We start from the raw sequence: 26,533 nt of genomic DNA, 5'->3' as shown, positions 1-26,533 counted from the left end.
TTGGCAGCCGCTTCACGCGTTCCCGTTCACATCGTCACCGGCTTTTTAGGTAGCGGCAAAACCACGCTTATCCACAGCCTGATTGAACAAAAGCCTGTGGGTGAGAAATGGGCCATTCTGGTCAACGAATTTGGCCAGATCGGCATTGATCAGGCGATGTTTGATGCGCGCGATGATGTGGTGGTGAAAGGCTTGCCCGGCGGCTGCCTATGCTGCCAGCTAGCGTTCGTGCTTCAGGCGGCGCTGGTCAATTTATTGGCGCGCAGCAAGCCCGATCGGGTGATTATCGAGCCATCGGGCCTTGGCCATCCGGCGGGGTTATTAGATTTACTGCGCGGCGAGGCGTTTCAAGACGTGGTGGCAGTGCAGGATATCATCGCTACGCTTGATCCCCGCCGCCTAGATGAAGCCCGCGTGCGCGAGCACGACACGTTTCAGGACCAGCTAAATATGGCCGACGCCATCGCTATCACCATGGGCGAGCAGGCAAGCGTAGCCCAGCATCAACAAGCGCAGCAGTTTATCGGCACGCTATGGCCTGCCCGTAAATGGGTGTACACCGTTGAGGAAGGGGTGCTGCCGGTGTCGCTCATCTTGGACAGCGGCCAGGCGCGCCAACAAGATCAGCCTGCGATGCCTGCCGAGCATCAGGCTCTGGCAGCCAGCCCTAGCCTAGAGGGCGCTTTTTTCGATTTTCCGCCCCCTCCTGGCCAGCCCCAACAGCAAACCGCCAATGCGCTGGGTTACACCAGCACAGGCCTGCGCTGGCACCCTACCGAGCGCTTCGACCTAGACCATCTTGCCCATTGTGTTAGCGAGCTGCCCACTACGGCGCGGGTAAAGGGAGTGTTCCACACCACCGACGGCTGGAAACGGTTCAACCGCTCGGATGGCGCCCTAAGCGTTGCCAGCAGCGCTTGGCGGCAGGACTCGCGGCTTGAGGTGATTACCCCCGAGAGCTTTGAGCACGCCGCGCTGATCGCGGCGTTACTCATCAAGCTGCATGCCTCAAGCGTAGGACTGAGCTAGCACGGCTGCTTCAATGTCATTAACGGACACCGGCCGTCCGAACAGATAGCCCTGAAAGGCGTGACAGCCATGGGCCATCAGCCACGCCTGCTGCGCTTCCACTTCCACCCCCTCGGCAATCACATCCAGGTTTAAGCTCTTCGCCAGGGCAATGGTACTTTCCACAATCGCCGCGTTTGCTTTGCTCTCTAGCACTTGCTGCACAAAGGATTGGTCAATTTTCAGCTGGTCCAACGGCAGTTGGGCCAAGTAAGCCAGCGACGAGTAGCCGGTGCCGAAGTCGTCCAGCGAGAAACGAACGCCCAAGGCTTTTAGACTGAGCATTTTATCGCGTGCATCGTCACGCGCCTCTACAAACAGAGTTTCAGTGACTTCTAATTTCAGCTGCTCTAGCGGCGCTTGAGTGCGCTGAAATACCTGCTCGACCCGCTGCAGAAAGTTGTTCTCGCGGAATTGTAGTGGGCTGATGTTCACCGAAATCGTGAGCCTATTCAGCAGCGGCGAACCTGCCCACTGGGCTAACTGCTGGCAAGCCTCTTCCAGCACCCACTCTCCGACATCATTAATCAGCCCTGTGCTCTCTAGCAGCGGTATAAACTCGCCCGGCGAGACTAACCCACGCTCAGGGTGCTGCCAGCGCAGTAGGGCTTCAACGCCTATTAATCTACCCAGACGATCAACCTGAGGTTGGTAATGCAGCCGCCATTGCTGATGCTCAAGCGCTTGGCGAAGCTCCGACTCTAGTTTTACCTTAGCTAGCAGTTTTGCCTGCATGGAAGGGTCAAAAAAGCGCACTGCTCGTCGGCCGCTGGCTTTCGCTTGAGAAAGTGCCATATCTCCCTGTTGAAGATAGTCGTCTGCGCTGCGCTGGCTATCTGCGATGATCGTAATACCTACGCTAGCGGTGACTAACGCACTCTCTTCCCCCACGCTGATCGGCTCATCCAGCGCCGCCAGCAGCTTATACGCGATATGTTCAGCCAGTTGCTGAGTTTGCCGTGGGCTACCATCAATCCCTTCAATCAGCACCGCAAACTCGTCGCTTCCCAACCTTGCCAAGGTGTCGGTATCTCGCAGCATTCGCCCAAAGCGCCGGGCAATACTTTGCAACAGCTGGTCGCCCGCATGGTGGCCTAGGGTATCGTTAACATGATTAAAGTTATCAATATCGATCAGGATTAACGCGCCGCAGCGCTGATGGCGGTTAAGCTCTTTTAACGCTGTACCAATACGATCAATAAACAGTCGACGGTTAGCAAAGCCGGTTAACGGGTCATAAAAGGCAAGCTGGTGGATCTCCTGCTCGGCCGCTTTACGCTCACTAATATCGCTCATGGTCGCCACGTAGTGGGTCAATTCACCGCCGTGGCCATACACAGCGCTAATGGTCAGCCATTCAGGAAACAGCTCGCCGTTTTTGCGCTGATTCCAGATCTCCCCTTCCCAGTTACCCGTTGCCATAACGCTACGCCACAGCCGACGATAAAACGCAGCGTTATGGTGGCCGGAACTAAACATACGCGGGTTTTTGCCAATCATCTCCTCATCGCTGTAACCGGTAATACGCTTAAAAGTATCATTAACCTTCAGGATATTGCCCCGCGCATCGGTCACCATAATGCCTAAATGCGCCTGGAATGCAGCAGCGGCGATTTGCAGTTCAACCTCGGCTTGCTTCGCGTCGGTAATATCGCGGGTCACAGAAAGCACTCCTTCAAAGTATTTTGTTTTGCTTGCCAAGGGGCTAACAGTGGCATGAAAGTAACGTTGCTGTTGGCCTAGCATCAGCGGGTATTCAAACGTCGCCACCTGACGGGTTTGCTGAACTTGATGAAAGATGGCGTCAAAGGTGTTTGCCAACGCGGGGGGCAACACCTGCTGATAGTGCAATCCTAGCGCTTGCTGGCTACCCAAGAGTAGCTTGTCCTTTTCGATGGCATGGATAAAGCGAAACCGACCCTCACCATCAAATACAAAAATCAGGTCTTGTAGGGAGTTAATCAGCGCATCCAGCCGCATCTCACGGGTCTGCAACTGATAAGAGAGTGCGAGGCGGTTCAAATAGTGGCGCACTCCCCACGCTCCCAACAGCGCAATGATCGCCATAACGCCCGTTAACACCAGTGTTCGTTGGCGCCAACCTGCTAATAACCGCTGCACATCCACGCCCACCGCCACCAGTACCGGGTAGTGACTGACTCGCTGCAAATGGAACAGGCGCTCCCGCCCATCAATGGATGAAAGCGCGGTAAATGTTTGTGACGCTTCTTGCGTCTTGAGCCACTGTTGCGTAGCAGAATCTTCAATTTGCCTGCCCACGGTAGCGCCGTTTGTGGGCATGGGATGGCGGGCAATTAACTTGAGGTTGGCGTCTATCAAGGCCATGCTTTCGCCGTCATAGACGCGCATTTGCTGCAGCGCTTCGATCAGGGTCTGCGGCACCAGCCGAGCAACCACCAAACCGTTAAAATTACCGCTTGCATCATTCACCCGCCGAGCGTGATAGAGGTAGAACTGCTGGTTCTGTGATGACCAGTAAAGCGGCGTGACCAGCTCTTGCTGCTTGCCTTGCTGGAAAGAGCGAAAAAAATCAGACTCACTAATATCAAGACCCGCATGCCGGTTATTGCTACTACTTACCCAGACACGCCCTTGGGCATTGAGAACGCCAAGCTCATCAATTAGTGGCATATAGCCAGTCAAACTTTCTAAAGCATACTGTATGCTCGCCGTATTATTGAGGCCCGCCCCTCCGACACTCTCCACTCGCTCCGCCAAGGTAAAAAGTGCCTGCCCACTCTGCCCCAGCATACCCTTTGCCCACTCGGCCACTACATTCGAACGCGAAATGGCTCGAGACTCAGCCGAGCGTATCTCTTGCTGGTACTGCCCTTCCAATAACCAACCGAATAGCAGCAACATGACGCACAGAGCCAACGCAAATATGACGATGGCTTGCCGCTGCTGTCGGCGATACATCGGCACTGCTTGAGTTTTGTGGGCTAACTCATCACTGCGAGAGGAGCGCATCAAATATTGGCCTTATTCAAGTGTCGCGCAAGCGCACCTGATACAGTGTAAAAATAACAGTGGAAGATACACCACCGCGACTTTATGGGCGCAATGCCAGATAGTGACGCTTCGCTTTTTTGATGTATATCAATTTTTTGTTAAACGCAATGCAGCAAAAAAACCCCTTTTTCCTGATCAAGAGACAGCTATGGCATCACTAGGCCAAATGAGCGACTACGAAATACGCCTGATCCGCATTTTTAAGACGGTCGTTGAGTGCGGCGGTTTTACCGCTTCGGAAACCACCTTGGGGATTAGTCGCTCGGCCATTAGCCAGCATATGAACGACCTGGAGGGACGGCTGGGGTTTTCCCTCTGTCAGCGAGGACGCGGCGGATTCAGCCTAACAGAAGAGGGGAAAGAGATTTATCAGGCAGGGCTAACACTGCTTACGGCGCTGGAGACCTTTAAAAGCGACGTTAACGCGCTGCATCACACTATCAAAGGCGAATTGAATATCGGTATTACCGATAACCTCGTCACGCTACCCGCCATGGATGTGACCCATGCGTTGGCAGCACTCACCGCCCCTCATCACGAGGTAACGGTCCATATTCATATGGAGCCATCGGACGCGGTGATTCGCGGCGTGATGGATGGTCACCTGCATGTGGGGGTAGTGCCTGCGGTGAATTTGCCCACCAGTTTAGAAACGCGGCTGTTGTACGACGAACCCTCTTACTTATACTGCTCCGCCGAACATCCACTGTTCAGCGTGCCCGATGAGGCATTGAGCCTTGCACAAATCGCCAGCCACCCGGCGATTCGCCCGCGCTACCCACTACCTGATGCTGCACGCCAAGCCCACGAAGCACTCAACCTACAGGCTTCTGCCTCGGACCGAGAAGGGGCCGCCTTTCTGATTTTGACCGGACGCTTTATGGGCTTTCTACCCGAACATGTCGCCGAGCAGTGGGTGGCAGCAGGCAAGATGCGCGCGCTTCACACCGCTACTCAGCACTACCGCATCCCGTTTGTACTGATTACCCGCCATGACCGCCGCCCCAATCGCGTGGTGGATGCGTTTTTGGGGTTTATCAGTGGGGGAGACTAAGCCTGACAAAGCTCGGCTAATTGCCGAGCTTTGTCATACAGCCACTATCATCGACAGCCGATCAGGATTGCTCTGTCACCTCGCTGGCCATCACTGGCGCAGGCCCCGCCTTTGGAGATGACGCCAATACCTGGCTTGCGACGTAGTAAACAATCGCCCCCAGCGCGGAGCCAGTGAACCAGCCGTAGTCATAGAACCAGTTCATCGTGCCGGTTAACAGTGACAGTAAGGTCAGTACGACAGGAACCCCGAAAGCGATAAAACCGGCCATGTTGACCGCGGGATAGGCGTGACTATCCAGGTACAGGCTGGGCACATCCAGGCGCTGCTTTTTAATCAGGAAGTAGTCCACCGCCATAATGCCCGCAATGGGGCCTAACAGACTGGAGTAACCCAGCAGCCAATTGGAGTACATCTGCTCAAGAGACACTCCAGGAGGAATGATGCCCGCCTTCTGTAACAGGTCATAGCCCATCAGCAGCACTCCCACCGCACCGGTTATCAGCACGCCACGCGTCTGATTGATCACTTTTGGCGCTATGTTCTGAAAATCATTGGTAGGGGAGACGATATTAGAAGCGGTGTTGGTCGAAATAGTGGCAATAATGATCAATAACATCGCCATAATGACCCAGAAGGGGCTGTCGATATAACCGATTAACCTCACCGGATCTGCAACGGTTTGCCCTACTAGCGATTCAGACGCAGCGGTTAGCACGACCCCAAGGGCAGCAAAGAAGAACATCGTCAGCGGTAGACCAATAATTTGGCCTGCAATTTGATCTTTTTGGCTTTTGGCAAAGCGGCTGAAGTCAGGAATATTTAGTGAGAGAGTCGCCCAAAAACCCACCATGGCGGTCAAACCGGCAAAGAAATAACCATAAACGGAAGCCCCCTCAGGGCGCGATGGCGGTTGAGCCAGCAGCTCGGTCATCGACATATGCGGCCACGCCCACATCATCAGGCCAACGCCTACGGCCAACAGCAGCGGTGCAGCCAGCGTTTCCAGCCACTTAATCGACTCCGCTCCGCGAATGACCACATACAGGTTCATCGCGCCGAAAACAAAAAAGCCGATCACTTCCCCCACGCCACCCAAAGCAGCCCAGGCGGGAATTAGCTCCGACAACAGCAGGTGAATGGCCAAGCCGCCAAACATGGTTTGAATACCGAACCAGCCGCAGCCCACCAGCGCGCGTACTAGGCACGGCACATTCGAGCCCAAAATACCGAAGGATGAGCGCAATACCACCGGAAAAGGAATCCCGAACTTAGTACCGGGAAAGGCATTCAGCGTCAGTGGAATCAGTACGATCACGTTGGCGAGCAAGATGGCAAAGAGCGCCTCACCCACGCTCAAGCCGAAGTAGGCGGTTAGCACCCCACCCAGCGTATACGTGGGCACGCAGATCGACATCCCCACCCATAGTGCCGCGATATTCCACTTACTCCAGGTACGCTCACTTGCCTGGGTAGGTGCAATATCTTTATTGAAGCGGGGACTATTGCGCACGTCCTCACCAACATTAAGTTCAATCAACCCCTCTCTGTCTACCATCTGGGTTCTTGAGCCAGTCATTTTATTCTCCTCAGCAGCGACATTGCCGACCGCATGTACGGGTTCAGCTTTTGTCGCAGCAATAAGCATGCCTAAACTGAAGACAGGATCGTTAACTTATTGAACAAAAAGCTGACTTGATCGACAGATAGGCAGTCACTAACTACGCGCTTGTTATTGTTTTCGCCAATGTATAGCAAACCCACTAAAAACCTTAGTTCGTTAAAAAAATATTGCACCATAAAAGCACCATAAAAAGTGCACAAACCAGCCAATAAAAAATCAAATCACTGATTTTAAAAGAATTTAAAAACCACCAAATATGTGCAAACACTCACTAAATTAGCAAAAAAAGATCACATAAAAAATAAAAACAAATAAAATCAATTGGTTAATACATAGCCGCACACCCCATAAAAAAACCTTGAAAAGTGACTACGTAAAGGTCTATGTTCAAAAAGCTGTCAAATATGACAACTTTTACTCATAACAATAAACATTTGGCTTTAAGCCGATGTCACTACACGCCAAGCGACCGCCGTATTTGCTAATCCATATTAGCAATACATGGTTTTACCTGACCGTTAATCACCGTTATGCGTTAGCAGACGGTTGGTGCGTATGACACGAGAGGGCTTTGTATGCAGAAGATGAAAATCGGCCTGATTCAAATGGGCCTGAAAACCAGTACCGAACTGGAACCCGCCGCTATTCGAGACGCGATGAACGAAGCGCATCTGCCGCTGATAAAACAAGCCGCTGAACAAGGTGTGCAAGTACTGTGCTTCCAGGAAGTATTCAACCAACCCTACTTTTGCCCCAGCCAGGACAGCAAATGGTACGCCGCTGCCGAGCGGGTGCCGGAAGGCCCCACCTGCCAGATGATGCAGAAGCTCGCGGCTGAGCACCGCATGGTGATCATCGTCCCTATCTATGAAGAGACCGAGACCGGCGTTTACTACAACACGGCAGCGGTATTCGACGCTGATGGTAGCTATCTGGGCAAATACCACAAAACACACATTCCCCAAGTGGCTGGCTTTTGGGAAAAATTCTTCTTTAAGCCTGGCCAATCTAACTGGCCGGTGTTCGATACCGCCTACGGCAAGATCGGCGTGTATATCTGCTACGACCGCCACTTCCCTGAAGGCTGGCGAGCACTGGCCCTTAACGGTGCCGAAGTCATCTTCAACCCCTCCGCGACTGTGGCCGGGCTATCCCAATATTTATGGGAGCTTGAACAACCCGCCTCGGCCGCCGCTAACGGCTGCTTTATCGCTGCCATCAACCGCGTGGGCAGCGAAGTGCCTTGGAATATCGGCGACTTTTACGGCTCCAGCTACATCGTTAACCCACGCGGCAAAATCGAAGCCCAGGCCAGCGAAACGGAAGACGAGCTGCTGGTACACGAGATCGATTTAGACATGGTGCGCGAGGTGCGCAACAACTGGCAGTTCTTCCGTGACCGCCGCCCGGAAACCTACACCCGCTTAACCGACGGCGAATAAGCCCCTCAGTCAATTATCCCAGGAGTGAATCATGAGTTTATTGATCAAGGGCGGCACCGTCGTCACCCACGCCGACACCTATCGCGCTGACGTGCTCTGCGTCGATGGAAAAATCCACGCCATTGGCACCGATTTAGACGTGCCGGAAGGCTGCGAGATTGTCGATGCCAGCCACCAATTGGTGATGCCCGGCGGTATCGACCCCCACACCCATATGCAGATGCCGTTTATGGGCGCGGTGGCCAGCGAAGATTTCTACACCGGCACCGCCGCGGCCATGGCGGGCGGCACGACAACCATCATCGACTTCGTGATCCCAAGCCCCGGCCAGTCGCTGCTGGAAGCGTTTAACACCTGGCAAGGCTGGGCCGAAAAAGCTGCCACCGATTTCGCTTTCCACGTGGCCATTACCTGGTGGGACGAGAGCGTCAAAGAAGAGATGGGGACGCTGGTTCGGGAGCATGGGGTCAACAGCTTCAAGCACTTTATGGCCTACAAGGGCGCGATCATGGCCACCGACGATATCCTGGTGGAGAGTTTCTCGCGGTGTTTAGAGCTTGGGGCGATCCCCACGGTACATGCGGAAAACGGCGAGCTGGTCTACCACATGCAGCAAAAGCTGCTCGCCCAGGGGATGACCGGGCCAGAAGCGCATCCGCTTTCCCGACCACCTCAGGTGGAAGGCGAAGCCGCCAGCCGGGCGATTCGTATTGCCAGCACCCTGGGTGCACCGGTTTATTTGGTACACGTTTCCACTAAGGACGCGGTGGACGAAATCGCCTACGCCCGACAGCAGGGCCATCCGGTGTTTGGCGAGTGCTTAGCGGGCCATCTGGTAATCGACGACAGCGTTTATCAAAACCCCGACTGGGCAACTGCCGCCGCCCATGTGATGAGCCCGCCCTTCCGTCCCAAAGGCCATCAGGAAGCGCTTTGGCACGGCCTGCAATCCGGCAATCTGCAAACCACCGCCACCGACCACTGTTGCTTCTGCGAAGAGCAGAAAGCCGCCGGGAAAGATGACTTTACTAAGATCCCTAACGGCACCGCGGGTGTAGAAGACCGCCTCGCCGTGCTGTGGGACGAAGGTGTGAATACCGGCAAGCTCTCGCCCCAGGAGTTCGTCGCCGTCACCTCCACCAACACCGCCAAGATCTTCAATCTCTACCCACGTAAAGGGGCGATTCAGGTGGGTTCCGATGCCGACATTGTGGTGTGGGATCCTAACGGCACCCGCACGATCTCCGCTAAAACCCACCACCAAAATGTCGATTTCAACATTTTCGAGGGCAAAACGGTGCGCGGCATTGCTCGCCACACCATCAGCCAGGGCAAGTGGACATGGCGGGACGGCGAACTCCATGCCGAACGCGGCGCAGGGCGCTACTTGGAACGCCCCGCCTACCCCGGCGTGTTCGAGCTGCTCGCCAAGCGCGCCGAGCTGAATGCGCCAATGGCCGTTAAGCGCTAACCCCGGCCCTCATCAAGAACAGAGCAATGGAGAAACGACCGTGACCCATTCACTTGATCACCTGCCCAGCGCAAAAGAGGTCGGCACCTACGACCCAGCGACGTTGGCGCATAATTTCAGCGACCTTCACCCACCGCTGACGCCGCGCCAGGCCATTATCGAAAGCCAGCGCTGTCTCTACTGCTATGACGCGCCCTGCGTCGAGGCCTGCCCGTCGGACATTGATATCCCTAGCTTTATTCGCCAAATCAGCGAAAACAATATCAATGGCGCGGCGGAAACCATTCTGGAAGCCAATATCCTAGGCGGCAGCTGCGCCCGCGTATGCCCCACCGAAATCCTCTGCGAGCGCAGCTGCGTGCGCAACCACGACGCCGAGTGTCAGCCTGTGCTGATCGGCTTGCTACAGCGCTACGCCACCGACCATATGCAGTTTGAGAGCCACCCCTTTAAGCGCGCCGCCAGCACTGGCCGCCACATCGCTGTGGTGGGTGCCGGGCCTGCGGGGCTCTCCTGCGCCCATCGACTGGCGATGCTCGGCCACCAAGTGACGGTTTTTGAAGCGGAGCAAAAGCCCGGCGGGCTAAACGAGTACGGCATCGCCCGCTACAAAATGACCGATGACTTTGCCCGCAAGGAAGTTGAGTTTTTACTGGAGGTCGGCGGCATTGACCTCCAGTATGGCCAGCGGCTCGGGTATAACCTCGAGCTTTCCACGCTGCAACAGCAGTATGACAGCGTGTTTCTCGGTTTAGGCCTGGGTGCCAGCCGCGCCCTGGGCCTAACCGGCGAGAATGCACCGGGCCTGATGCCTGCAGTGGATTACATCAAAACCCTGCGTCAAACCGATGACCTGGGCAGCCTCACCGTGGCCAAACGCTGCATTGTGATTGGTGCAGGCAATACTGCGATCGATATGGCAACGCAAATGGCTCGCCTGGGAGCCACCGAGGTGACGCTGGTCTACCGTCGCGGCGTGGAGGCGATGTCCGCCACCGACCACGAGCAGGAGATCGCCAAAGCCAACGGTGTACACATGGTGACCTGGGCGCAGCCCGATGAAATCTTGCTGGATGACCAGGGCCGCGTAGCGGGCATGCGCTTTGCCAAGACCGTTGAGCAAGCGGGCCAATTAACGTCGACAGGCGAAACGATTGAGATTGCCGCCGACGCCATCTTCAAAGCCATAGGCCAAAGTTTTGATAACACCAGTCTCGCTGATGCCACCGCTGCCGAGCTAGCCCGCGACGGCGAGCGCATCCACGTCAATGAGATGTTCCAAACCTCACTGCCCAACGTTTACGCCGGAGGCGACTGTGTGAAACCCGGCCAGGACCTCACCGTACAAGCCGTGCAGCACGGCAAGCTGGCGGCTCACGCCATTCATCAAGCGCTCGCCGCCCAGCAGGAGGCCGCATGAACACCACGCCTTTCAACACCCTCTCTTTTCCAGGCAAGAAAAACAGCGGCGACAGCGTGGTGAACGGCGTTGATCTATCGGTAAACTTTGCCGGTATCAAAGCCCCTAACCCGTTCTGGTTAGCCTCTGCCCCGCCCACCGACAAAGCCTACAACGTAGTGCGCGCTTACGAAGCGGGCTGGGGCGGGGTGGTATGGAAAACCCTGGGTGAAGAACCACCGGCGGTGAACGTCTCCTCCCGCTACTCCGCCCACTACGGCAAGAACCGCGAGGTGATCGGCTTTAACAATATCGAGCTGATTACCGATCGCTCGCTGGAGATCAACCTTAAAGAGATCACCCAGGTGAAGAAGGATTGGCCTGACCGGGCACTGATCGTTTCCATCATGGTGCCCTGTAATGAAGAAGCCTGGGCCTACATTCTGCCGCTGGTGGAAGCTACCGGTGCCGATGGCATCGAGCTCAACTTAGGTTGCCCCCACGGCATGCCGGAGCGCGGCATGGGCGCGGCGGTGGGCCAAAACCCGGACCTGATCGAGAAAGTCACCTACTGGTGTAAAAAGCACTACTCGAAGCCAGTGATTGTAAAACTCACGCCGAATATCACCGATATTCGCGTAGGCGCCCAGGCAGCCTTGCGAGGTGGCGCCGATGCGGTGTCGCTGATTAACACCATCAACTCGATCACCAGCATTGACCTGGACAACATGGTCGCCAAGCCCACGGTAGGCCACCAAAGCACCCACGGCGGCTACTGCGGCAGCGCCGTGAAGCCTATTGCGATGAATATGGTGGCGGAAATCGCCCGCGACCCGGCCACGCCTACACTGCCGATTTCCGGCATTGGCGGCATTTCCACCTGGCGGGATGCGGCGGAATTTATCGCCCTCGGTTCAGGCAGCGTACAGGTGTGCACAGCCGCGATGCTTAACGGCTTTCGCATTGTGGAGGAGATAAAAGATGGCCTCTCCCGCTGGATGGCGGAAAAAGGCTACGACTCCATTGAGGCATTTTCCCGCAAGGCGATCCCGCAAACCACCGACTGGAAACACCTGGATATCAACTTCAAAACGATCGCCAAGATAGATCAGGATTTGTGTATCGAGTGCGGCCGCTGCTATATCGCCTGCGAGGATACCTCCCACCAGTCGATTGCCAAGCTCACCGAGCTGAACGGCGCGCGCCGCTATGAGGTGATTGAAGAGGAGTGTGTAGGCTGCAACCTGTGCCAGATCACCTGCCCAGTGGAAAACTGCATCACCATGGTGCCTCAAGAAACAGGTCAACCCTTCCTGGCCTGGGATAACGACCCACGTAACCCTTTCCGGGTCGCCTCTTAACCACCCACGGTTATCACTGTAACGGCCGCCTCCCTTGAAGGAGGCGGTCGCGTTTACCGCAACGCACCGTTCCTCATGCTAAACGAGACAACGCCACGGCTTGCTGCGATGATGAGAAATTATTGCATATAGAATATTTTCTCATAAAAGGAATGGCTATGATGTCTAAGCTTCTCTCCACAGCACTCTCCACAACACTCGTCGCTACTGCCACCGCTACGCTGCTGTTTTCAGCTGTCAGCGCCGCTGCCGACCAGCGTATAGCCACCTTCGATCTAGGCAGCCTGGACACCCTGGATGCGTTTGGCCTTAGCGAACAGGTGGTGGGCGTGCCAAAAGCCAGCTTGCCGAACTACCTGGAACAGTACGCAGCAGAGACATACACCGATATTGGCGGCCTGCGCTCGCCGGATATGGACGCCATAAGCGCAAGCGAGCCTAGCCTGATTCTCTACACCGGTCGCCAGGGCGATTGGGAAGCCGAGCTTGGCGACATCGCACCACTACTTAACACCAGCCTGCAAGGTGACGACTACTTGGCCGCTTTTGACGCCAATGTGCGCGAACTGGCCGGCCAATTAGACGCGGATAGCCAAGCGGAAGAGGCGCTTGAAATCCTGCACGCCGAGATTGAGTCCCAGCGCGAAGCGCTAAGCGATGCGCCTCGCACGCTAGTCGTGACCCATAACGGCGGTAACCTGATGCTCAATCAGCACCCGGTCGTGCACGACGTGCTGGGCGTAGACACACTCGAAATGCCGGATAGCGTAACGAGCGAAACCCGCGGCACCCGCACCTTTACGCCGCTTTCTGCTGATGCCATTGCCGAAATTGATCCAGAGTTCGTGTTGGTGGTTGACCGCAGCGCGGCTATTGGCGATGAACCCGGCGACGCTGACAGCCTGAGCCAAACGCTTTCAGACGCCGGTGCCGAAAACGCGCGGGTCGTTATGCTAACACCCGCGCTGTGGTACCTCTCCGGCGGCGGTCTACAGAGCCTGCGCCTGCAGATTGAAGAGATCGCCGCGGCGCTGAATTAACCCTGGTTAATCCGCATGAATCTTGATCCGGTAGAGCACGCAGTAGACCACTGGCAGCACCACCAGCGTTAACAGCGTGGCAACGCCCAGACCACCAATCAGAGCAACCGCCATGCTGGCAAAGAACGCATCGCTGATCAGCGGAATCATCCCCAGCATGGTGGTCAGCGCCGCCATCGATACCGGACGTACACGGCTCACCGCTGCGCGCACTACCGCATGATAGCGATCCTGATGCAGCGGCAATTGCACGTTGATCTCCTCCACCAGCACGATGGCATTTTTGATCACCATGCCGATCAAGCTCAGCGTGCCCAGCAAGGCCATGAACGAGAACGGCAAGCCGGTGAGCAGCAGCGCGCCGACAACACCGATAATCGTCAACGGTACCAGCGACCAAATCGCCAACGGTTGGCGGAAGTTATTGAACAGCACCACGGTAAGGATGAACATCATCACGATGCCCAGCGGCAGCGAGGAAAACAGCCCGCTTTGCGCTTCGCCAGCGGTCTCGAACTCGCCGCCCCACTCCAGGCGATAGCCGGGGGGAAGCTCCAGCGCTTCTACCTGAGGGCGAATCTCCGCCAATACGCTAGCGGCGGTCACCCCGCTTAACGGGTCCGGCTCACCGTACACTGCCAGCATGCGTTCCCGGTTACGACGCATGATCAGCGGATCCGCGGCCCGGGTGGTGATATCGCTGATCACCTGGTCGGCGGTGATATAGCGGCCCTGCTCTTCGCTCCAGACATTGAGCGAGCCCAGGTTATCCACATCGTGACGCTGCTCGGGAATCGCTCGCGCCACCATGGGAATCAGGTCGCTGCCATCGCGATAAACGCCTACCTGGCTGCCGCTGGTACTCAGTGCGAGCGTAGCGGCCAGGCCTTCGCGGGTAACACCCAACCGGCGGGCGGTGTCCTCCATGAATACCGGTTCGATCGCCTGTACCCGGTTTCGCCAGCTGGTGCGCACGCTGGTCATGTTGGCCGTCTCGCGGAACATGGCCTCCACCTGATCGCCCAGCTGGCGCAGTACTTCCGGGTCGCTGCCGTAGAAACGCGCTTCCAGCTTGGCTTTCGGCGCGGGGCCGACTTCCAGCGGGGCAATTTTATAGTCAATATCGCTGTGATCGCGCTTGAGCACTTTCTCCACGTCGGCCATGCGTTCACGCTGAGTGGTTTTATCGTCGGTTTCGATAATCAGCTGTGCGTAGCTGGCATAGCGGTCTTCCGGCGAGTAGGTGAGGGTAAAGCGCTGGGCCCCGCCGCCCACGGTGGTGGTCAGGTGGCGAATGCCCGGCATCTCCATCACGCTCTCTTCCAGCTCGCTGACACGGCGCTGGGTCTCAAGAATATCCGTGCCTTCCGGGGTGCGGTAATCGACAAAAAAGATCGGCGTATTCGAGGCTGGGAAGAAGGCGTTCTTGACCGAACCAAAACCGACCACTGCGCCCGCCAATACTGCCACTACTAAGACCAGCGTTACCCAGCGCCAGCGGATGCCAGCAGTGATGACGCGGCCTACCGCTCGATAGACAACGCCTCTATAGGGGTCATCCTGACCGTCGCCGGGTGCCACGTTGCGGAAAAACAGCTTGAAGTAGAAGGGCGTTAACGTCAGCGCGGTAATCCAGCTCAGCAGCAGCGAATAGAGCAGGACAAAAAACAGTGAACCGATAAATTCACCGGTGGTGTCTGGCGATAAACCAATCGGTGCAAAGGCAGCAATCGCAATCAGCGTGGCGGCCAGCAACGGCCAGGCGTTTTGCCGCACTACCTGATGGGCCGAATCACGAATCGAGCTACCACGCTTTAGGCCCACCAGCATCCCTTCAGTCACCACGATGGCATTATCCACCAACATACCGAGGGCGATAATCAGCGCCCCAAGGGAGATCTTTTCCAGCTGCAGACCATGAAAGCGCATCAGCATAAAGGTGCCGATAATGGTGATCAGCAGGATGAATCCCATCAACAGACCACTGCGCCAGCCCATAAACAGCATCAACACCACGATCACGATGGCCACCGCCTGGATCAGGCTCACCAGAAAGCCGGAGACCGCGTCATCCACGACTTGGGGCTGGTTGTAGACGATATTCAGCTCCATGCCCAGCGGCGTACGGGCTTGAAGCTCGTCCAGACGTTGCTGCAGTTGTTGACCGACCGCCACAACATTCACACCGCTTTCAAACGAGACGCCCATCGAGATGGCCGGCCTGCCCATATCACGATAGAGCTGCTGGGGCTGCTCCGTCAGCTCTCGGCTTACATCGGCAATATCACTCAGCCGCACCAGCTCGCCGTCACCTTCGCTGACGATTAGCGCGCGCAGGTCATCGATATTCGCCGCGCTGCCGGTTGGGGTAATACGAAAACGGCGACCATCCTGCTTGAGATGCCCTGCATCGGCCACGGCATTCTGGGTATCCAGCAATTGCTGCAGCCGGCTGAGCGGAATATTCAACGCTCGCAGGCGCTCACGGTCGACTTCGATGTAGATGCGCTCTTCATGCTCACCGCCCAGCGAGACTTTCTCGACGCCTTCCACCAGGGTCAGCTCGCGCTTGAGAAAGTCGGCATGATCGGCCAGATCAGGCATGCTGTAACCTTCGCCGGTCAGGTTGACCATAAAGCCAAAGACATCGCCAAAATCGTCATTAACGTGGGATTGACTGGCGCCCGGCGGCAATGCGGCCTGGGCATCCTGAACTTTGCGGCGTAGCGAATCCCACAGCTGCTCCAGCTCTTCGTTCTGAACCGTACTCTCCAGCTCAACGGTTATTTGCGAAAGGCCATCGGAGCTCACCGAGCTCACTCGCTTAATCGACGACATCTCTTGGATAGATTGCTCTAGCGTAGAGGTCACTTCCTGCTCGACCTCTTCGGGTGTCGCGCCTGGATATTGCGTGGTGATGAGGGCATTACGAATAGTGAATTCGGGGAACTCCAGTTGGCCCATACCTAGAAAAGATAGTGCACCGCCCGCCAGCAGCACTACGGTCATTAAATAACTAGCCGCCCGGTGGCGTAAAAAGTAGTCGACCATGCTTATAGCCCCTGCTCTTTTTCCCACGGCGTGACCTTGGTATCCGCCGTTATACGGTGAGCACCGGCCGCCACGATACGATCGCCCGCCGCCAAATCGCCGCTAACTTCCAACCCATTCGACGTTAATGGCCCAACACTCACCGGCACTGCTTCTACATGTTCTGAGCCGGTATAGCGCCATACCAAGGCTTGATTAGCGTCTTCGCCCGCATAGCTCACGGCTTCAGGCGGCAGGTGCCAAACCGGCGAAGCGTGGTCGGATTGCAGCGCACTTAAATCCAGTCGCACGTTGGCACTCATACCATCCAGTAGGGTGATATCGTCGGGCTGAGGGAGTGTCAGCGTGACTTCATAAGCCAAGCTCTGCGCGCTGGCTTGCGTGGTATAGGACGCTAACTGGGCGAGATAGGGTTTGTCGCTATTTCCGAAGCGTACTTCATACGCTAATTCATCCCCAAAGGGGGTGCCGTTGCTGCGCGGCATACGCTGAACAATTTGCTCGGGCAGATGAAACACCACATCTAATTGGCCCGGCTGCTGAATCACTGCCACCGTTTCCTGCACCTGAACAATCTGGCGGTTATCCACCGGCACTTGAGCGATCACGCCATCATAGGGGGCGCGCAGTTGCGTGTGCGTTACCTGCTCTTCGGCCTGTTCAAACGTTGCGCGGGCTGCCCGCCATTCGCTTTCTGCTTCATCAAACCGGGATTGGCTGACCGCCCCGCGTTCGAGGGTATAGCGCATGCGCTCCAGGTTGGCCTTGGCAAGCTCCAGGCGCGAGCGGGCGCTATCGAGTTCGCTTTGCGCGTTACGGTTGTCAATTCGAGCGAGTACCTCGCCCTCGCTCACCCGCTGTCCGGGGCTGACATTGAGCTCCAGCAACTCGCCTGCCATACGAAATGACAAATTGCTGCGGGTGGTGGCTTCTACCCGCGCCGGGAATTGCCGCAGGGCAGTAGCATTGGCCGACTGTAAGGTCATCAATTTCACCGGCCTGGCCGTGTCGGTGGACTGCGCCTGGGGTTGATCGCAGCCCATCAGCATAAGCAGCACCAGTGCGGCGGGCAGGAAACGAAGAAGAGTAACGGGCACGGCAGGCTCCTTGAGGACGATCAATGCAGCGATGCAAACCTGAATTCAAGCAATAAGGGGCGTAGTATACATTTCACTGACATTCATGAATGTCAGTGAAATGTATACTAATCACCATCCGGCGACTTTGCTATCGATCAGTGCCAAAATACGGCCAATCTATTAAGAGGAGGCGCTATGTCCCGTCGTAAGGCCGACGCTGAACGCACTCGAGAAACGATCCTGGATGCGGCTGAGACCACCTTCTTAGCCCAGGGTGTATCGCGCACGACCCTGGCCCATATTGCCGAGGCGGCGGGCGTGACGAGGGGCGCCATTTATTGGCACTTTGAAGATAAAGCAGCGGTATTCAATGCGCTCTTGGAGCGGGTACGCATCCCTTTAGATGAAATCGTGGATGATACAACCCAGCGCCTTGGTGCAACGCCAGGGGCCTGTTTACGCGAGATTGCCCAGCGCTCGCTGGCAGGCATCTGCCATGACCTGCCGCTGCAGCGGGCAGCCACCATCGTGCTGCACCGCTGCGAGAAACTGGAAGATGATCACCCGCGCATCAGCATGATCACCCGCCTTTCAGAGCACGCTGAAGTTCAGGTAGAACGTCTGTTTGAACAAACACAACTGGCAGGCCAATTGCGTGCGGGGCTCTCCCCCACCAGCGCGCGCCGCCAGTTTCATGGCTTTTTGATTGGCGTCTGCTTTGACTGGCTGCAAGACCCACAGCAGTACTCACTAGCAGAGGAGTGCGACGCTATCGTCGAAACGTTAATGCGCGGGTTGTTAGTGGAAAACAGTCCTAATAAATAAAGCAAACTTGGCATGCCGGTTGCTTATATTTTCAAGAGAACCGTTTTCAACCGGAGCCTGCCATGAACCAATCTGATTACCCGCTCAGCGAAGTCCCTACCCGTGCCCGCAAAGGGTTACTCTCCACGTCAGCCGTACTGCTCGGCTTTACCTTTTTTACCGCGACCATGTGGGCCGGTGGCTCGCTAGGCCAAGCGTTTCCGATTGGCCAACTGCTCTGGATCATACTAATTGGTAACCTGTTGCTAGGAACGTATGCGGCAGCCCTTGCTTATATCGCCTGCAAAAGTGGGCTTAATTCGGTGCTGATGGGGCGCTTCTGTTTTGGCGAGAAGGGCAGCAAACTTTCTGATTTTATCCTCGGTTTTACACAGATTGGCTGGTACGCCTGGGGCACAGCGACCATCGCGCTGGTATTAGTACGCACCACGGGGATGCCTGAATGGCTGGAAATCCCCTTAATGGTGCTTTTTGGTTTTGGTTTTTGTATCACCGCGATGATTGGTTATAAGGGCATGGACTGGCTTTCGCGCGTTGCCGTCCCCGCCATGATGCTGTTTATTCTGATTAGCCTGTTCACTGGGTTGGTGGATGTGCGCGGATTTACAGGACTAAGCCAGCAAACGCCTACGGAAAGTATGGGCGTGGCGGCAGCGATCACTATCATCATCGGCACGTTTATCAGCGGCGGCACCCAAGCCACTAACTGGAGCCGCTTCGCCAAAACGCCGAAAATTGCTGTTATTGCGACCCTGGCAGCGTTTTTTGTGGGTAACGGTTTAATGGTGCTTACTGGTGCGCTTGGCACCATGATTTACCAGCAGGCGGATATTGTCGATGTGCTGATTGCCCAGGGCTTTGTCACCATCGCCGTACTCATGCTGTTTCTCAATATCTGGACTACACAGGACAACACTATTTACAACTTCGCGGTGGCGGGCTGCAATTTGCTGCGTACTGAAAAGCGCCGCTTGGTCACCGTAGCAGGTGCGGCCATTGGGACGGTGCTCGCGGTAGGCGGCATGTACAACCTGCTTATTCCGTTCCTGGTACTGCTCGGCACGTTTATTCCGCCCATGGGTGGGGTCATCATGGCGGACTTCTGGCTCAAGCATAAAGGCTGTTACCCCGCTTTGGATATCGCTCAACTGCCTGACTTCAACCGCAGAGGGCTGGCTGCCTATGCGCTGGGCGCCGGGGCTGCCTACGTTTCCCCGTTACTGCCGCCATTGGTAGGGGTCGCGGTGGCAGCAGGCAGCTATGCCATGCTGCTGCGTTTAAACCACGCTACGCTGAGCGATACGCTTCCTTCACCCGCTAAACAATAAGTGAGCCCTTTTTCATATGTCCATGCAGATCATTAACGCCCGTCTACGCCAGCGCCCAGAGCTTTATCGGCTGGAAATTGAGAACGGCACGTTCACCGCCATCACCGCACAAGATGCGCCACAAACCGCAAGCGTGGGGCAGATTGATGCAGGCGCTAAGCTCGTCTGCGCGCCGTTTATCGAGCCCCATATTCATTTAGACGCAGCGCTTACCGCGGGCGAGCCCAGTTGGAACCAAAGCGGCACGCTGTTTGAAGGCATTGAGCGCTGGGGTGAGCGCAAACCCATGCTCACCGAAGCCGATATTCGCGAGCGCGCTCTGAAAACGCTTAATTTATTAATCGGCAACGGCGTTCAGTTCGTGCGCACCCACGCTGACACCAGCGACCCAAGCCTGATTGGCCTTAAAACGCTGTGTACCTTGCGGGATGAACTGAAGGATAAAATCGATATTCAAGTAGTCGCCTTTCCGCAAGACGGCCTGCTCTCCTACCCCGGCGGAGAAAAGCTAATGGAGGAGGCGCTGGAATTCGGTGCCGACGTCGTGGGCGGCATCCCCCATTTCGAATACACCCGTGAACTGGGCGTGGCGTCCATGAAGCGAGTGATCGAACTCGCGATCAAGTACGACCGCTTGGTGGATGTGCACTGCGACGAGATCGACGACCCCAATTCGCGCTTTCTTGAAGTACTGGCCTGTGAAGCGCTATTTAATGATTTGGGCAGCCGCGTGACCGCAAGCCACACCACGGCGATGCACTCTTACGATAACGCCTACTGCTCCAAGCTGTTTCTGCTGCTCAAGCGCTCGGGCATTAATTTCGTTTCTTGCCCCACCGAAAGTATTCATTTGCAAGGGCGCTTCGACACCTACCCCAAACGGCGCGGCGTCACACGGGTAAAGGAACTCAACGAAGCGGGTATCAACGTCTGCTTTGCTGAAGACTCCATTTTTGATCCCTGGTATTCGTTGGGAAATGGCAAGCTCTTACGCACGTTGGATTTCGGCCTGCATATCTGCCAAATGATGGGTTATCAGGATTTCAGTCAGGCGCTTTCGCTGATTACTGACAATAGCGCTCGCACGCTTAACATCGAAGAACGCTACGGCATTGAGGTGGGCAAACCGGCCAGCTTCAACCTGCTGGAGGGGGAAGATGATTACAGCGTGCTGCGCAATCAAGGCGAGGTGCTGCTTTCGGTGCGCCACGGCGAGATCATCATGCAGCGTGAACCCGCCAAAATAACCACACCGCCTTGGCTCGGCTTTTAGAATAAGCGTAAAATGGTTGGGCTGATATTCAGCAAAGTTCTCAGGGCGGGGTGAAAGTCCCCACCGGCGGTGATACGGCCTTTGAACCAGGCCGCTAAGCCCGCGAGCGCTCAAGCAAGCAATTGCTTGAGGTCAGCAGATTCGGTGAGAAACCGAAGCCGACGGTGATAGTCCGGATGAAAGAGAACGGCACCTTAGACACGCAACGTTAACAGTGGCTGATGCCAACTGTTACGGCTGCCTGACGACCGGTTCCGCGTGCCCTGATTCTGGTACACCTTAGCCAAGAGAATGACCATGAATCAGACATTTCCGCTGACACTTTCTACCCACACCACGTCTCAACGCATCGCGTTTATTCAAGGCCACTGGCATCAGGATATCGTCGAGAAGGCCTATGAAGCCTTTATTGCTGAAGTAGAACGCTGTGGGCTTAACGCCGAACAAGTAGACACCTTCACCGTTTCAGGTGCTTACGAAATTCCCTTGCAAGCCAAGATCCTCGCTCAAAGTGGCCGCTATGGTGCCATTGTAGGGGCTGGCTTTGTGGTCGATGGCGGTATTTATCGCCACGACTTTGTCGCCCATGCGGTGATTGATGGCTTGATGCGGGTGCAGCTAGACACGCAAGTGCCGGTGATCTCTGCAGTATTAACACCGCACCACTTCCATGAGCACGCCACGCATCACGACTTCTACACCCAACACTTTGTTACCAAAGGGAAAGAAGCCGCCCAGGCGTGCCTGAACACGATGGAAAACCTGCATAGAGCGCGCAAGCTAAGCGAGGCTTGATGCACTGCGGTTCAGGCTCGGCTAGGTGCCGAGCCTGAACTGCTTAACTCACTTCACATCAAGCAAGTAACCATAAAACGCCGTATTACGCTGCCAGCCCAATGACTCATAAAGGTGCTGGGCACGCTCGTTCTCTACCTGCGTCATTAATATCAAGCGTGCTACGCCATGCTCGTGGGCAAGTTGTGCGGCAGCCTCCATTAGCGCCCTACCGGTGCCTTTATCACGACACTCTGGCAACACAAACAGATCATTTAGCGTCCAGCGTGCATTTAAACCCACTGTGGAAACGCCCGGATAAAGCTGCACAAAGCCAGTCAGTTGACCATCCCCACCCTCATTAACGAGGATGCGTGAATCCGCCTGCCCAAATCGTTGGCGCAAAAAGGCACGAGCGGCCTCCACATTACTAGGCTGGGCGTAGAACTGCCGATAACCATCTAGCAGCTCCGTTAGCGTATCAAGATCATTAATCGTGGCAGGGCGAACAAATGTCATACTCATCTCCAGGCTCGTTTGCTATCACGCCAATAACGTTATAGTGAGTTAACACCTAATTGCTAACTGAAAACAGCTTTTATCACCTGCTAAGGAAATGCTCTATGTCCGACTTTATCGCCCCTGATGGTCATCCCCGCTGCCTATGGTGTGGGGGCGCGGCGGAGTTTTTGCCTTACCATGACAATGAGTGGGGCTTTCCAGTAACTAACGACCAGCGGCTGTTCGAAAAGCTGTGCCTGGAGAGCTTTCAGTCGGGGTTGAGTTGGCGCACCATTCTCAATAAACGCGAGAACTTCCGCACCGCTTTTCACCATTTCGATTTTCATCAGGTTGCCCGGTTTGGCGAAGACGATGTGCAGCAATTGCTGCAGAACGCAGGCATTATTCGCCATCGCGGAAAAATCGAAGCGGTCATTAATAATGCTTTAAGAGCGCAAGAAATGGTCGAACATGAAGGCTCGTTAGCCGCGTTCTTCTGGCGTTTCGAGCCAGACGCCGACTCCCTCCCCCCCGCCGCAAACCCAGGTCACCTCGCCTGAATCCATCGCTCTATCCAAAGCGTTAAAAAAGCGCGGTTGGAAATTCGTTGGCCCAACAACCGCTTTTGCCTTTATGCAGGCGATGGGGCTGATCAATGACCACTCGCTAAACTGCATCACCCGCGTGCAGGTTGCACAGGCGCGGCAGCAATTTAAGCGACCGATATAAAAAAACAGTGATAGGGTATGGTTTTTGACACGCTTATCAATAAACCGAACAGCAAGGGGACAACACGTTCCCAATGGGGTCAACGTGGTTCAATCATTCTCTTCGCATACAGAATCCCGCACCTCACGATATAAAGCTTGGAGTGTGCATATATTCACCGCCAGCGGTGTACTACTCGGCACCATGGCACTGCTTGCACTGGTCGATAATAATCCCGTCGCCTGCCTCCTCTGGCTGGGTGCTGCGATGATGATTGATGGTATCGATGGCACTCTGGCGCGTAAGTATGAAGTGAAGACGATACTGCCCAACTTCGATGGCTCAACGCTCGATATGGTCATTGATTACCTGACCTGGGCCTTTATTCCTGCCCTCTTTATCTACTACTTTATTGAACTGCCGCCCTATTTTGCACTGCTCTCAGTGTTCATTATTCTGCTGTCGTCGATGTTCTGTTTTTGCAATGTCGATATGAAAAGCCAGGACAACTACTTCGTTGGCTTTCCAGCCGCCTGGAACATCACCGCCGCCTATTTTTACATTATTGATTTACCTCCTTTTATTACCTTTGCCACTATCGTTGTTCTCGCCATTCTCACCGTGACTAAAATGAAGTTTCTGCACCCCTTTCGCGTGCGTTTGTTCATGCCACTCAATATCGCCGTCACACTGCTATGGTGCGTGTGTGCAACGTCACTGATACTTTCCAGCCCTGCACACACCGCCTGGGCCGTATGGGGGTGGGGCGTGGCCTCTGTGTACTTCGGTGGTATGTGCTTATGGCGTACGGCGCAAGAGTGGTTTGATTGAACTAGCCAAACGACAGCAGCAAGGAGCATGGACGATGTCACTGACCCCGCAGCAACAGGAACAATTCAGGGCGCTAGCGGCAGAAATCGAAGGAATCGATGTCGAGGTTTACCAGCGCTTCGAGCGCGACCCACTGGAGCCCATCATCGGCCTTGGCAAGCCTAACCAGCGCATTGGCTTTTTTGGACGCGACCCTGGGCGCGACGAGGTTCGCCATGGGGAGCCCTTTATCGGCACTGGCGGGCAGTTGGTCAGAAAGGCGCTGTATGAGCACCTTTATGATGAGAAAATGCCCGACTTCGAGGCCTCCCGCGCCGTGGGAGAGCACTTTTTCTGGATCAACACCGTGCCTTACAAGCCCGTCGGCAATAAAGCGTGGTCCATGAAGGTTAAGCGCCACTTTCACGGCCTGATGAACGAAGTCCTGATCTCCCGCTGGGAAGGGCGAACCCTAATCACCTTGGGTCGCGAAGCTTTCCTATGGTTCGGTATCGGCCGCTCAAAGGAGGAGCGTGCACGCCTGGAGGCGTTCTGGCAGCGCGAGGATCGGTTTGAAAGTAGTATCGAAGTAACGCTAGAGGATGACCGGGGCGAAGCACAAACCTTTCAACTCTATCCGCTGCCTCACCCCTCTCCGCTCAATCAAACTTGGTATGCCCGCTTTCCGGGTCTCCTGAACCAGCGCTTAGAGCAATTGGATGTGCGCAAGGACAACCTCGCCTTGTAAGGCTTGTGACCGATCCTCATCCCAGCACGGCTTCATGCGCCTGCGCTTCTTCCACCATCTCAGTGGCAAACTCGCCCACCGTGCGCACGGCCGCTTCGATCTCAGGGGTTAGCGTAAACGCATAGTTCAGGCGCAGGCACTGGCGAAATTTACCCGAGGCCGAAAACAGCGAGCCCGGTGCCACATGAATCGCACGCTGCGCCAAGCGCTGGTTGAGCCGCACGCAATCCACCGCAGCGGGTAACTCTACCCACAGTAAAAAGCTGCCTTGGGGATAGCTGATGCCCGCACCCTTGGGGAAGTAGCGCTGTACCCAACTGATCATGATATCGCGCTGGCGCTGATACTGGCGGGTGGCGTAACGGACGTGGCGCTCGTAGTGCCCTTTGGCGACGAACTCCGCCACTGCCAGCTGCGGCAGCGTGGCTGAGGCGCCGGTAGAGACATACTTCATATGCAGCGCCTGATCGCGATAGCGGCCCGGCGCCAGCCAGCCCACCCGCAAACCAGGCCCTACCGTTTTGGAAAAGCCGCTGCACAGCATCACCCGACCATCGTCATCGAAGGATTTAACGGTGCGCGGCCTGGGCAGGCTAAATGATAAGTCGCCGTAGATATCGTCTTCAATAATCGCCACGTCAAAACGCTGGGCAAGCTGAAACAGCGCCCGTTTACGTGCCTCACTCATGGTGTAGCCCAGTGGGTTGTTGTAGGTCGGCGTGATTTGTATCGCGCGGATCGGCCACTGCTCAAGCGCCAACTCCAGGGCTTCCAGGCTGATACCGGTTTGTGGGTCGGTGGGAATTTCCAGCGCTTTCAAGCCGTTGGCTTTAAGGATCTGCATGGTGCCGTAAAAGCTGGGCGAGTCAACGGCCACCACATCGCCGGGCTGAGTAAGGGTGCGCAGGGAAATGGCCAGCGCCTCTTGGCAACCGGTGGTAATCACAATGTCATCCGGGTGCAGCAGGCAGCCCGAGGCAATGGCCAATCGCGCCACCTGCTGTCGCAGCTCAGGGCTACCGCTTAGCTTGTCGTAGTTGAACCCGTGCAGGTCATTACTGCGATGCAGGCCAGCGAGGATTTTCGACAACGGCCGCAGCGTTTCGTACTCAAAATTCGGTACACCACGCCCAAGCAGCAGCCGCTCGTCATCTCGCTGGGTGGCGACGAGTTCAAGCACCTGATCCCATTGGGAAACATCCAATGGGCGCTGCGCTGGCCGAGAGACGGAGGGCAGCACCGCTGGTGCCCGGCTTGGCAGTACGAAGTAGCCGGATTTTGGTCGAGACTCGATCAATGCAACGTCCATCAGTTGCCGATAGGCCTCCTGAGCCGTCGAAATGCTGACGTCTAGTTCCTGACAAACCGCACGAATAGAGGGCAGGCGATCACCCACACGGTAAATACCGTGCTCTATACGCTCCCGCAAAATGGTAGCAACCTCTTCGTAGCGCGTCATGACACCCTCCCACCCCCAGCCTGAAAGCAATACAGATGAACTCTTAAGCGACCATACAGAGATATAACACAGCAATCTGTATCCTTAAAATAATAATATCTATATCTGTATCGAAGGAGTAGCACTGAGTAATCTGGTGGGGCACTTAACACGGAGGATTCGCCATGCCACGCTTTAGCCTGACCCAGCTTCGCTTTCAGTTACAAAGCTACCGCCAGTATCGCCGTAGCCGCCGCCAGTTGCTGGCGCTCGAGGATCGGCTACTCGAAGATATCGGTATCAGCCGTACACAGGCGCTAAAAGAGGGCCGCAAATCATTTTGGCAACAGACAGCATTTAAAAGGGGGCCTGATGAAAGCCGCTGAATAAGTGCCTATTCAAAATTAATCGCGTGATCAGTTCCGTAACCACCGAGTAAGCGGTGTACCTCTTCATGTAGACGTTCAAACGAGAGATAGGCACTCAAGGGCAGCCAGGTGTACTTC

Annotated in this window: 20 protein-coding genes, 2 pseudogenes and 1 riboswitch; of the genes and pseudogenes, 15 read left to right on the top strand and 7 right to left on the bottom strand. The window is 55.7% G+C overall.

Translation table 11 applies throughout. The features are described from left to right. A complete protein-coding gene (locus HUO07_RS13205; protein WP_176303961.1) occupies positions 1-1,029 on the top strand; it encodes a CobW family GTP-binding protein in 1,029 nt (342 codons plus the stop codon). Here the strand turns inward: HUO07_RS13205 and HUO07_RS13200 are convergent. Continuing rightward, positions 1,009-4,059: a bifunctional diguanylate cyclase/phosphodiesterase gene (locus HUO07_RS13200; protein ID WP_176303960.1), complete on the bottom strand. Its 3,051-nt coding sequence runs from the start codon at positions 4,057-4,059 to the stop codon at positions 1,009-1,011. The genes HUO07_RS13205 and HUO07_RS13200 overlap by 21 nt on opposite strands. A 190-nt stretch (positions 4,060-4,249) precedes the next feature. Here HUO07_RS13200 and HUO07_RS13195 point away from each other — a divergent pair, with 190 nt between their 5' ends. Continuing rightward, on the top strand, positions 4,250-5,155 hold the full coding sequence (locus tag HUO07_RS13195; protein WP_176303959.1) for a LysR family transcriptional regulator: 906 nt from the start codon (positions 4,250-4,252) through the stop codon (positions 5,153-5,155). A 61-nt stretch (positions 5,156-5,216) separates the two neighbouring features. Here the strand turns inward: HUO07_RS13195 and HUO07_RS13190 are convergent, their stop codons facing one another. Then, a complete protein-coding gene (locus HUO07_RS13190; protein WP_058578183.1) occupies positions 5,217-6,734 on the bottom strand; it encodes an NCS1 family nucleobase:cation symporter-1 in 1,518 nt (505 codons plus the stop codon). Positions 6,735-7,354: 620 nt separating this feature from the next. Here HUO07_RS13190 and HUO07_RS13185 point away from each other — a divergent pair. The 5 genes from HUO07_RS13185 to HUO07_RS13165 all read left to right on the top strand — a co-directional run bounded on the left by HUO07_RS13185 (position 7,355) and on the right by HUO07_RS13165 (position 13,492). Further along, positions 7,355-8,221, top strand: a complete 867-nt coding sequence (locus tag HUO07_RS13185) for a nitrilase-related carbon-nitrogen hydrolase (protein WP_176303958.1) — start codon at positions 7,355-7,357, stop codon at positions 8,219-8,221. 31 nt (positions 8,222-8,252) lie between these two features. Then, entirely contained in the window at positions 8,253-9,692 is a 1,440-nt protein-coding gene (gene hydA, locus HUO07_RS13180; RefSeq protein ID WP_176303957.1) for a dihydropyrimidinase, read from the top strand. Positions 9,693-9,732: 40 nt separating this feature from the next. Beyond that, positions 9,733-11,112 carry an FAD-dependent oxidoreductase gene (locus tag HUO07_RS13175; RefSeq protein ID WP_176303956.1) on the top strand — a complete coding sequence of 460 codons (1,380 nt, stop codon included), beginning with the start codon at positions 9,733-9,735 and terminating at the stop codon, positions 11,110-11,112. After that, on the top strand, positions 11,109-12,452 hold the full coding sequence (preA, locus tag HUO07_RS13170) for an NAD-dependent dihydropyrimidine dehydrogenase subunit PreA (RefSeq protein ID WP_217908893.1): 1,344 nt from the start codon (positions 11,109-11,111) through the stop codon (positions 12,450-12,452). Before HUO07_RS13175 ends, preA begins: the two co-directional genes overlap by 4 nt. A gap of 158 nt (positions 12,453-12,610) precedes the next feature. Further along, positions 12,611-13,492 (top strand): ABC transporter substrate-binding protein, encoded by an 882-nt coding sequence (locus HUO07_RS13165; RefSeq protein ID WP_246286639.1) that lies wholly within the window; start codon positions 12,611-12,613, stop codon positions 13,490-13,492. Between the two features lie 6 nt (positions 13,493-13,498). On the opposite strand, the gene HUO07_RS13160 is transcribed toward HUO07_RS13165, so the two are convergent. Then, entirely contained in the window at positions 13,499-16,543 is a 3,045-nt protein-coding gene (locus HUO07_RS13160) for an efflux RND transporter permease subunit (RefSeq protein ID WP_176303955.1), read from the bottom strand. Between the two features lie 2 nt (positions 16,544-16,545). After that, on the bottom strand, positions 16,546-17,640 hold the full coding sequence (locus HUO07_RS13155; protein WP_176303954.1) for an efflux RND transporter periplasmic adaptor subunit: 1,095 nt from the start codon (positions 17,638-17,640) through the stop codon (positions 16,546-16,548). A gap of 177 nt (positions 17,641-17,817) precedes the next feature. On the opposite strand from HUO07_RS13155, the gene HUO07_RS13150 reads away from it, so the two are divergent. The 4 genes from HUO07_RS13150 to HUO07_RS13135 all read left to right on the top strand — a co-directional run bounded on the left by HUO07_RS13150 (position 17,818) and on the right by HUO07_RS13135 (position 21,843). Then, the gene (locus HUO07_RS13150; RefSeq protein WP_176303953.1) at positions 17,818-18,447 is read left to right on the top strand and encodes a TetR family transcriptional regulator; all 630 of its coding nucleotides are present in this window, start codon (positions 17,818-17,820) and stop codon (positions 18,445-18,447) included. Between the two features lie 62 nt (positions 18,448-18,509). Next, positions 18,510-19,775, top strand: coding sequence for a cytosine permease (gene codB, locus HUO07_RS13145; RefSeq protein ID WP_176303952.1), 1,266 nt, complete (start codon positions 18,510-18,512; stop codon positions 19,773-19,775). Between the two features lie 16 nt (positions 19,776-19,791). Next, positions 19,792-21,048 carry a cytosine deaminase gene (codA, locus tag HUO07_RS13140; protein ID WP_176303951.1) on the top strand — a complete coding sequence of 419 codons (1,257 nt, stop codon included), beginning with the start codon at positions 19,792-19,794 and terminating at the stop codon, positions 21,046-21,048. A gap of 32 nt (positions 21,049-21,080) precedes the next feature. After that, positions 21,081-21,240: riboswitch (FMN riboswitch) on the top strand. Positions 21,241-21,345: 105 nt separating this feature from the next. Further along, positions 21,346-21,843 carry a 6,7-dimethyl-8-ribityllumazine synthase gene (locus HUO07_RS13135; RefSeq protein WP_176303950.1) on the top strand — a complete coding sequence of 166 codons (498 nt, stop codon included), beginning with the start codon at positions 21,346-21,348 and terminating at the stop codon, positions 21,841-21,843. A 48-nt stretch (positions 21,844-21,891) separates the two neighbouring features. Here the strand turns inward: HUO07_RS13135 and HUO07_RS13130 are convergent, their stop codons facing one another. Then, on the bottom strand, positions 21,892-22,341 hold the full coding sequence (locus HUO07_RS13130; protein WP_176304034.1) for a GNAT family N-acetyltransferase: 450 nt from the start codon (positions 22,339-22,341) through the stop codon (positions 21,892-21,894). Positions 22,342-22,445: 104 nt separating this feature from the next. Here HUO07_RS13130 and HUO07_RS13125 point away from each other — a divergent pair. From HUO07_RS13125 to HUO07_RS13115, 3 genes and pseudogenes are all read left to right on the top strand, one after another. Continuing rightward, a pseudogene (locus tag HUO07_RS13125) lies at positions 22,446-23,052 on the top strand (DNA-3-methyladenine glycosylase I). Between the two features lie 84 nt (positions 23,053-23,136). Beyond that, entirely contained in the window at positions 23,137-23,862 is a 726-nt protein-coding gene (gene pcsA / locus HUO07_RS13120; protein WP_422822697.1) for a phosphatidylcholine synthase, read from the top strand. A 34-nt stretch (positions 23,863-23,896) separates the two neighbouring features. Then, positions 23,897-24,589: a uracil-DNA glycosylase family protein gene (locus tag HUO07_RS13115; protein ID WP_176303948.1), complete on the top strand. Its 693-nt coding sequence runs from the start codon at positions 23,897-23,899 to the stop codon at positions 24,587-24,589. Positions 24,590-24,605: 16 nt separating this feature from the next. Here HUO07_RS13115 and HUO07_RS13110 read toward each other — a convergent pair whose 3' ends face one another. Next, positions 24,606-26,048 (bottom strand): aminotransferase-like domain-containing protein, encoded by a 1,443-nt coding sequence (locus HUO07_RS13110; RefSeq protein ID WP_176303947.1) that lies wholly within the window; start codon positions 26,046-26,048, stop codon positions 24,606-24,608. Between the two features lie 164 nt (positions 26,049-26,212). On the opposite strand from HUO07_RS13110, the gene HUO07_RS13105 reads away from it, so the two are divergent. Then, positions 26,213-26,413: a DUF1127 domain-containing protein gene (locus tag HUO07_RS13105; protein ID WP_176303946.1), complete on the top strand. Its 201-nt coding sequence runs from the start codon at positions 26,213-26,215 to the stop codon at positions 26,411-26,413. An 8-nt stretch (positions 26,414-26,421) separates the two neighbouring features. Here HUO07_RS13105 and HUO07_RS13100 read toward each other — a convergent pair. Then, positions 26,422-26,533: pseudogene (locus HUO07_RS13100) on the bottom strand (IS630-like element ISHsp2 family transposase); the annotation flags it as partial.

Source organism: Vreelandella maris (genome assembly GCF_013371085.1).
GTDB classification, from domain to species: domain Bacteria; phylum Pseudomonadota; class Gammaproteobacteria; order Pseudomonadales; family Halomonadaceae; genus Vreelandella; species Vreelandella maris.
The sequence above is the reverse complement of the archived record's forward strand: the minus strand, read 5'-3'. Positions and strand labels throughout refer to the sequence as shown.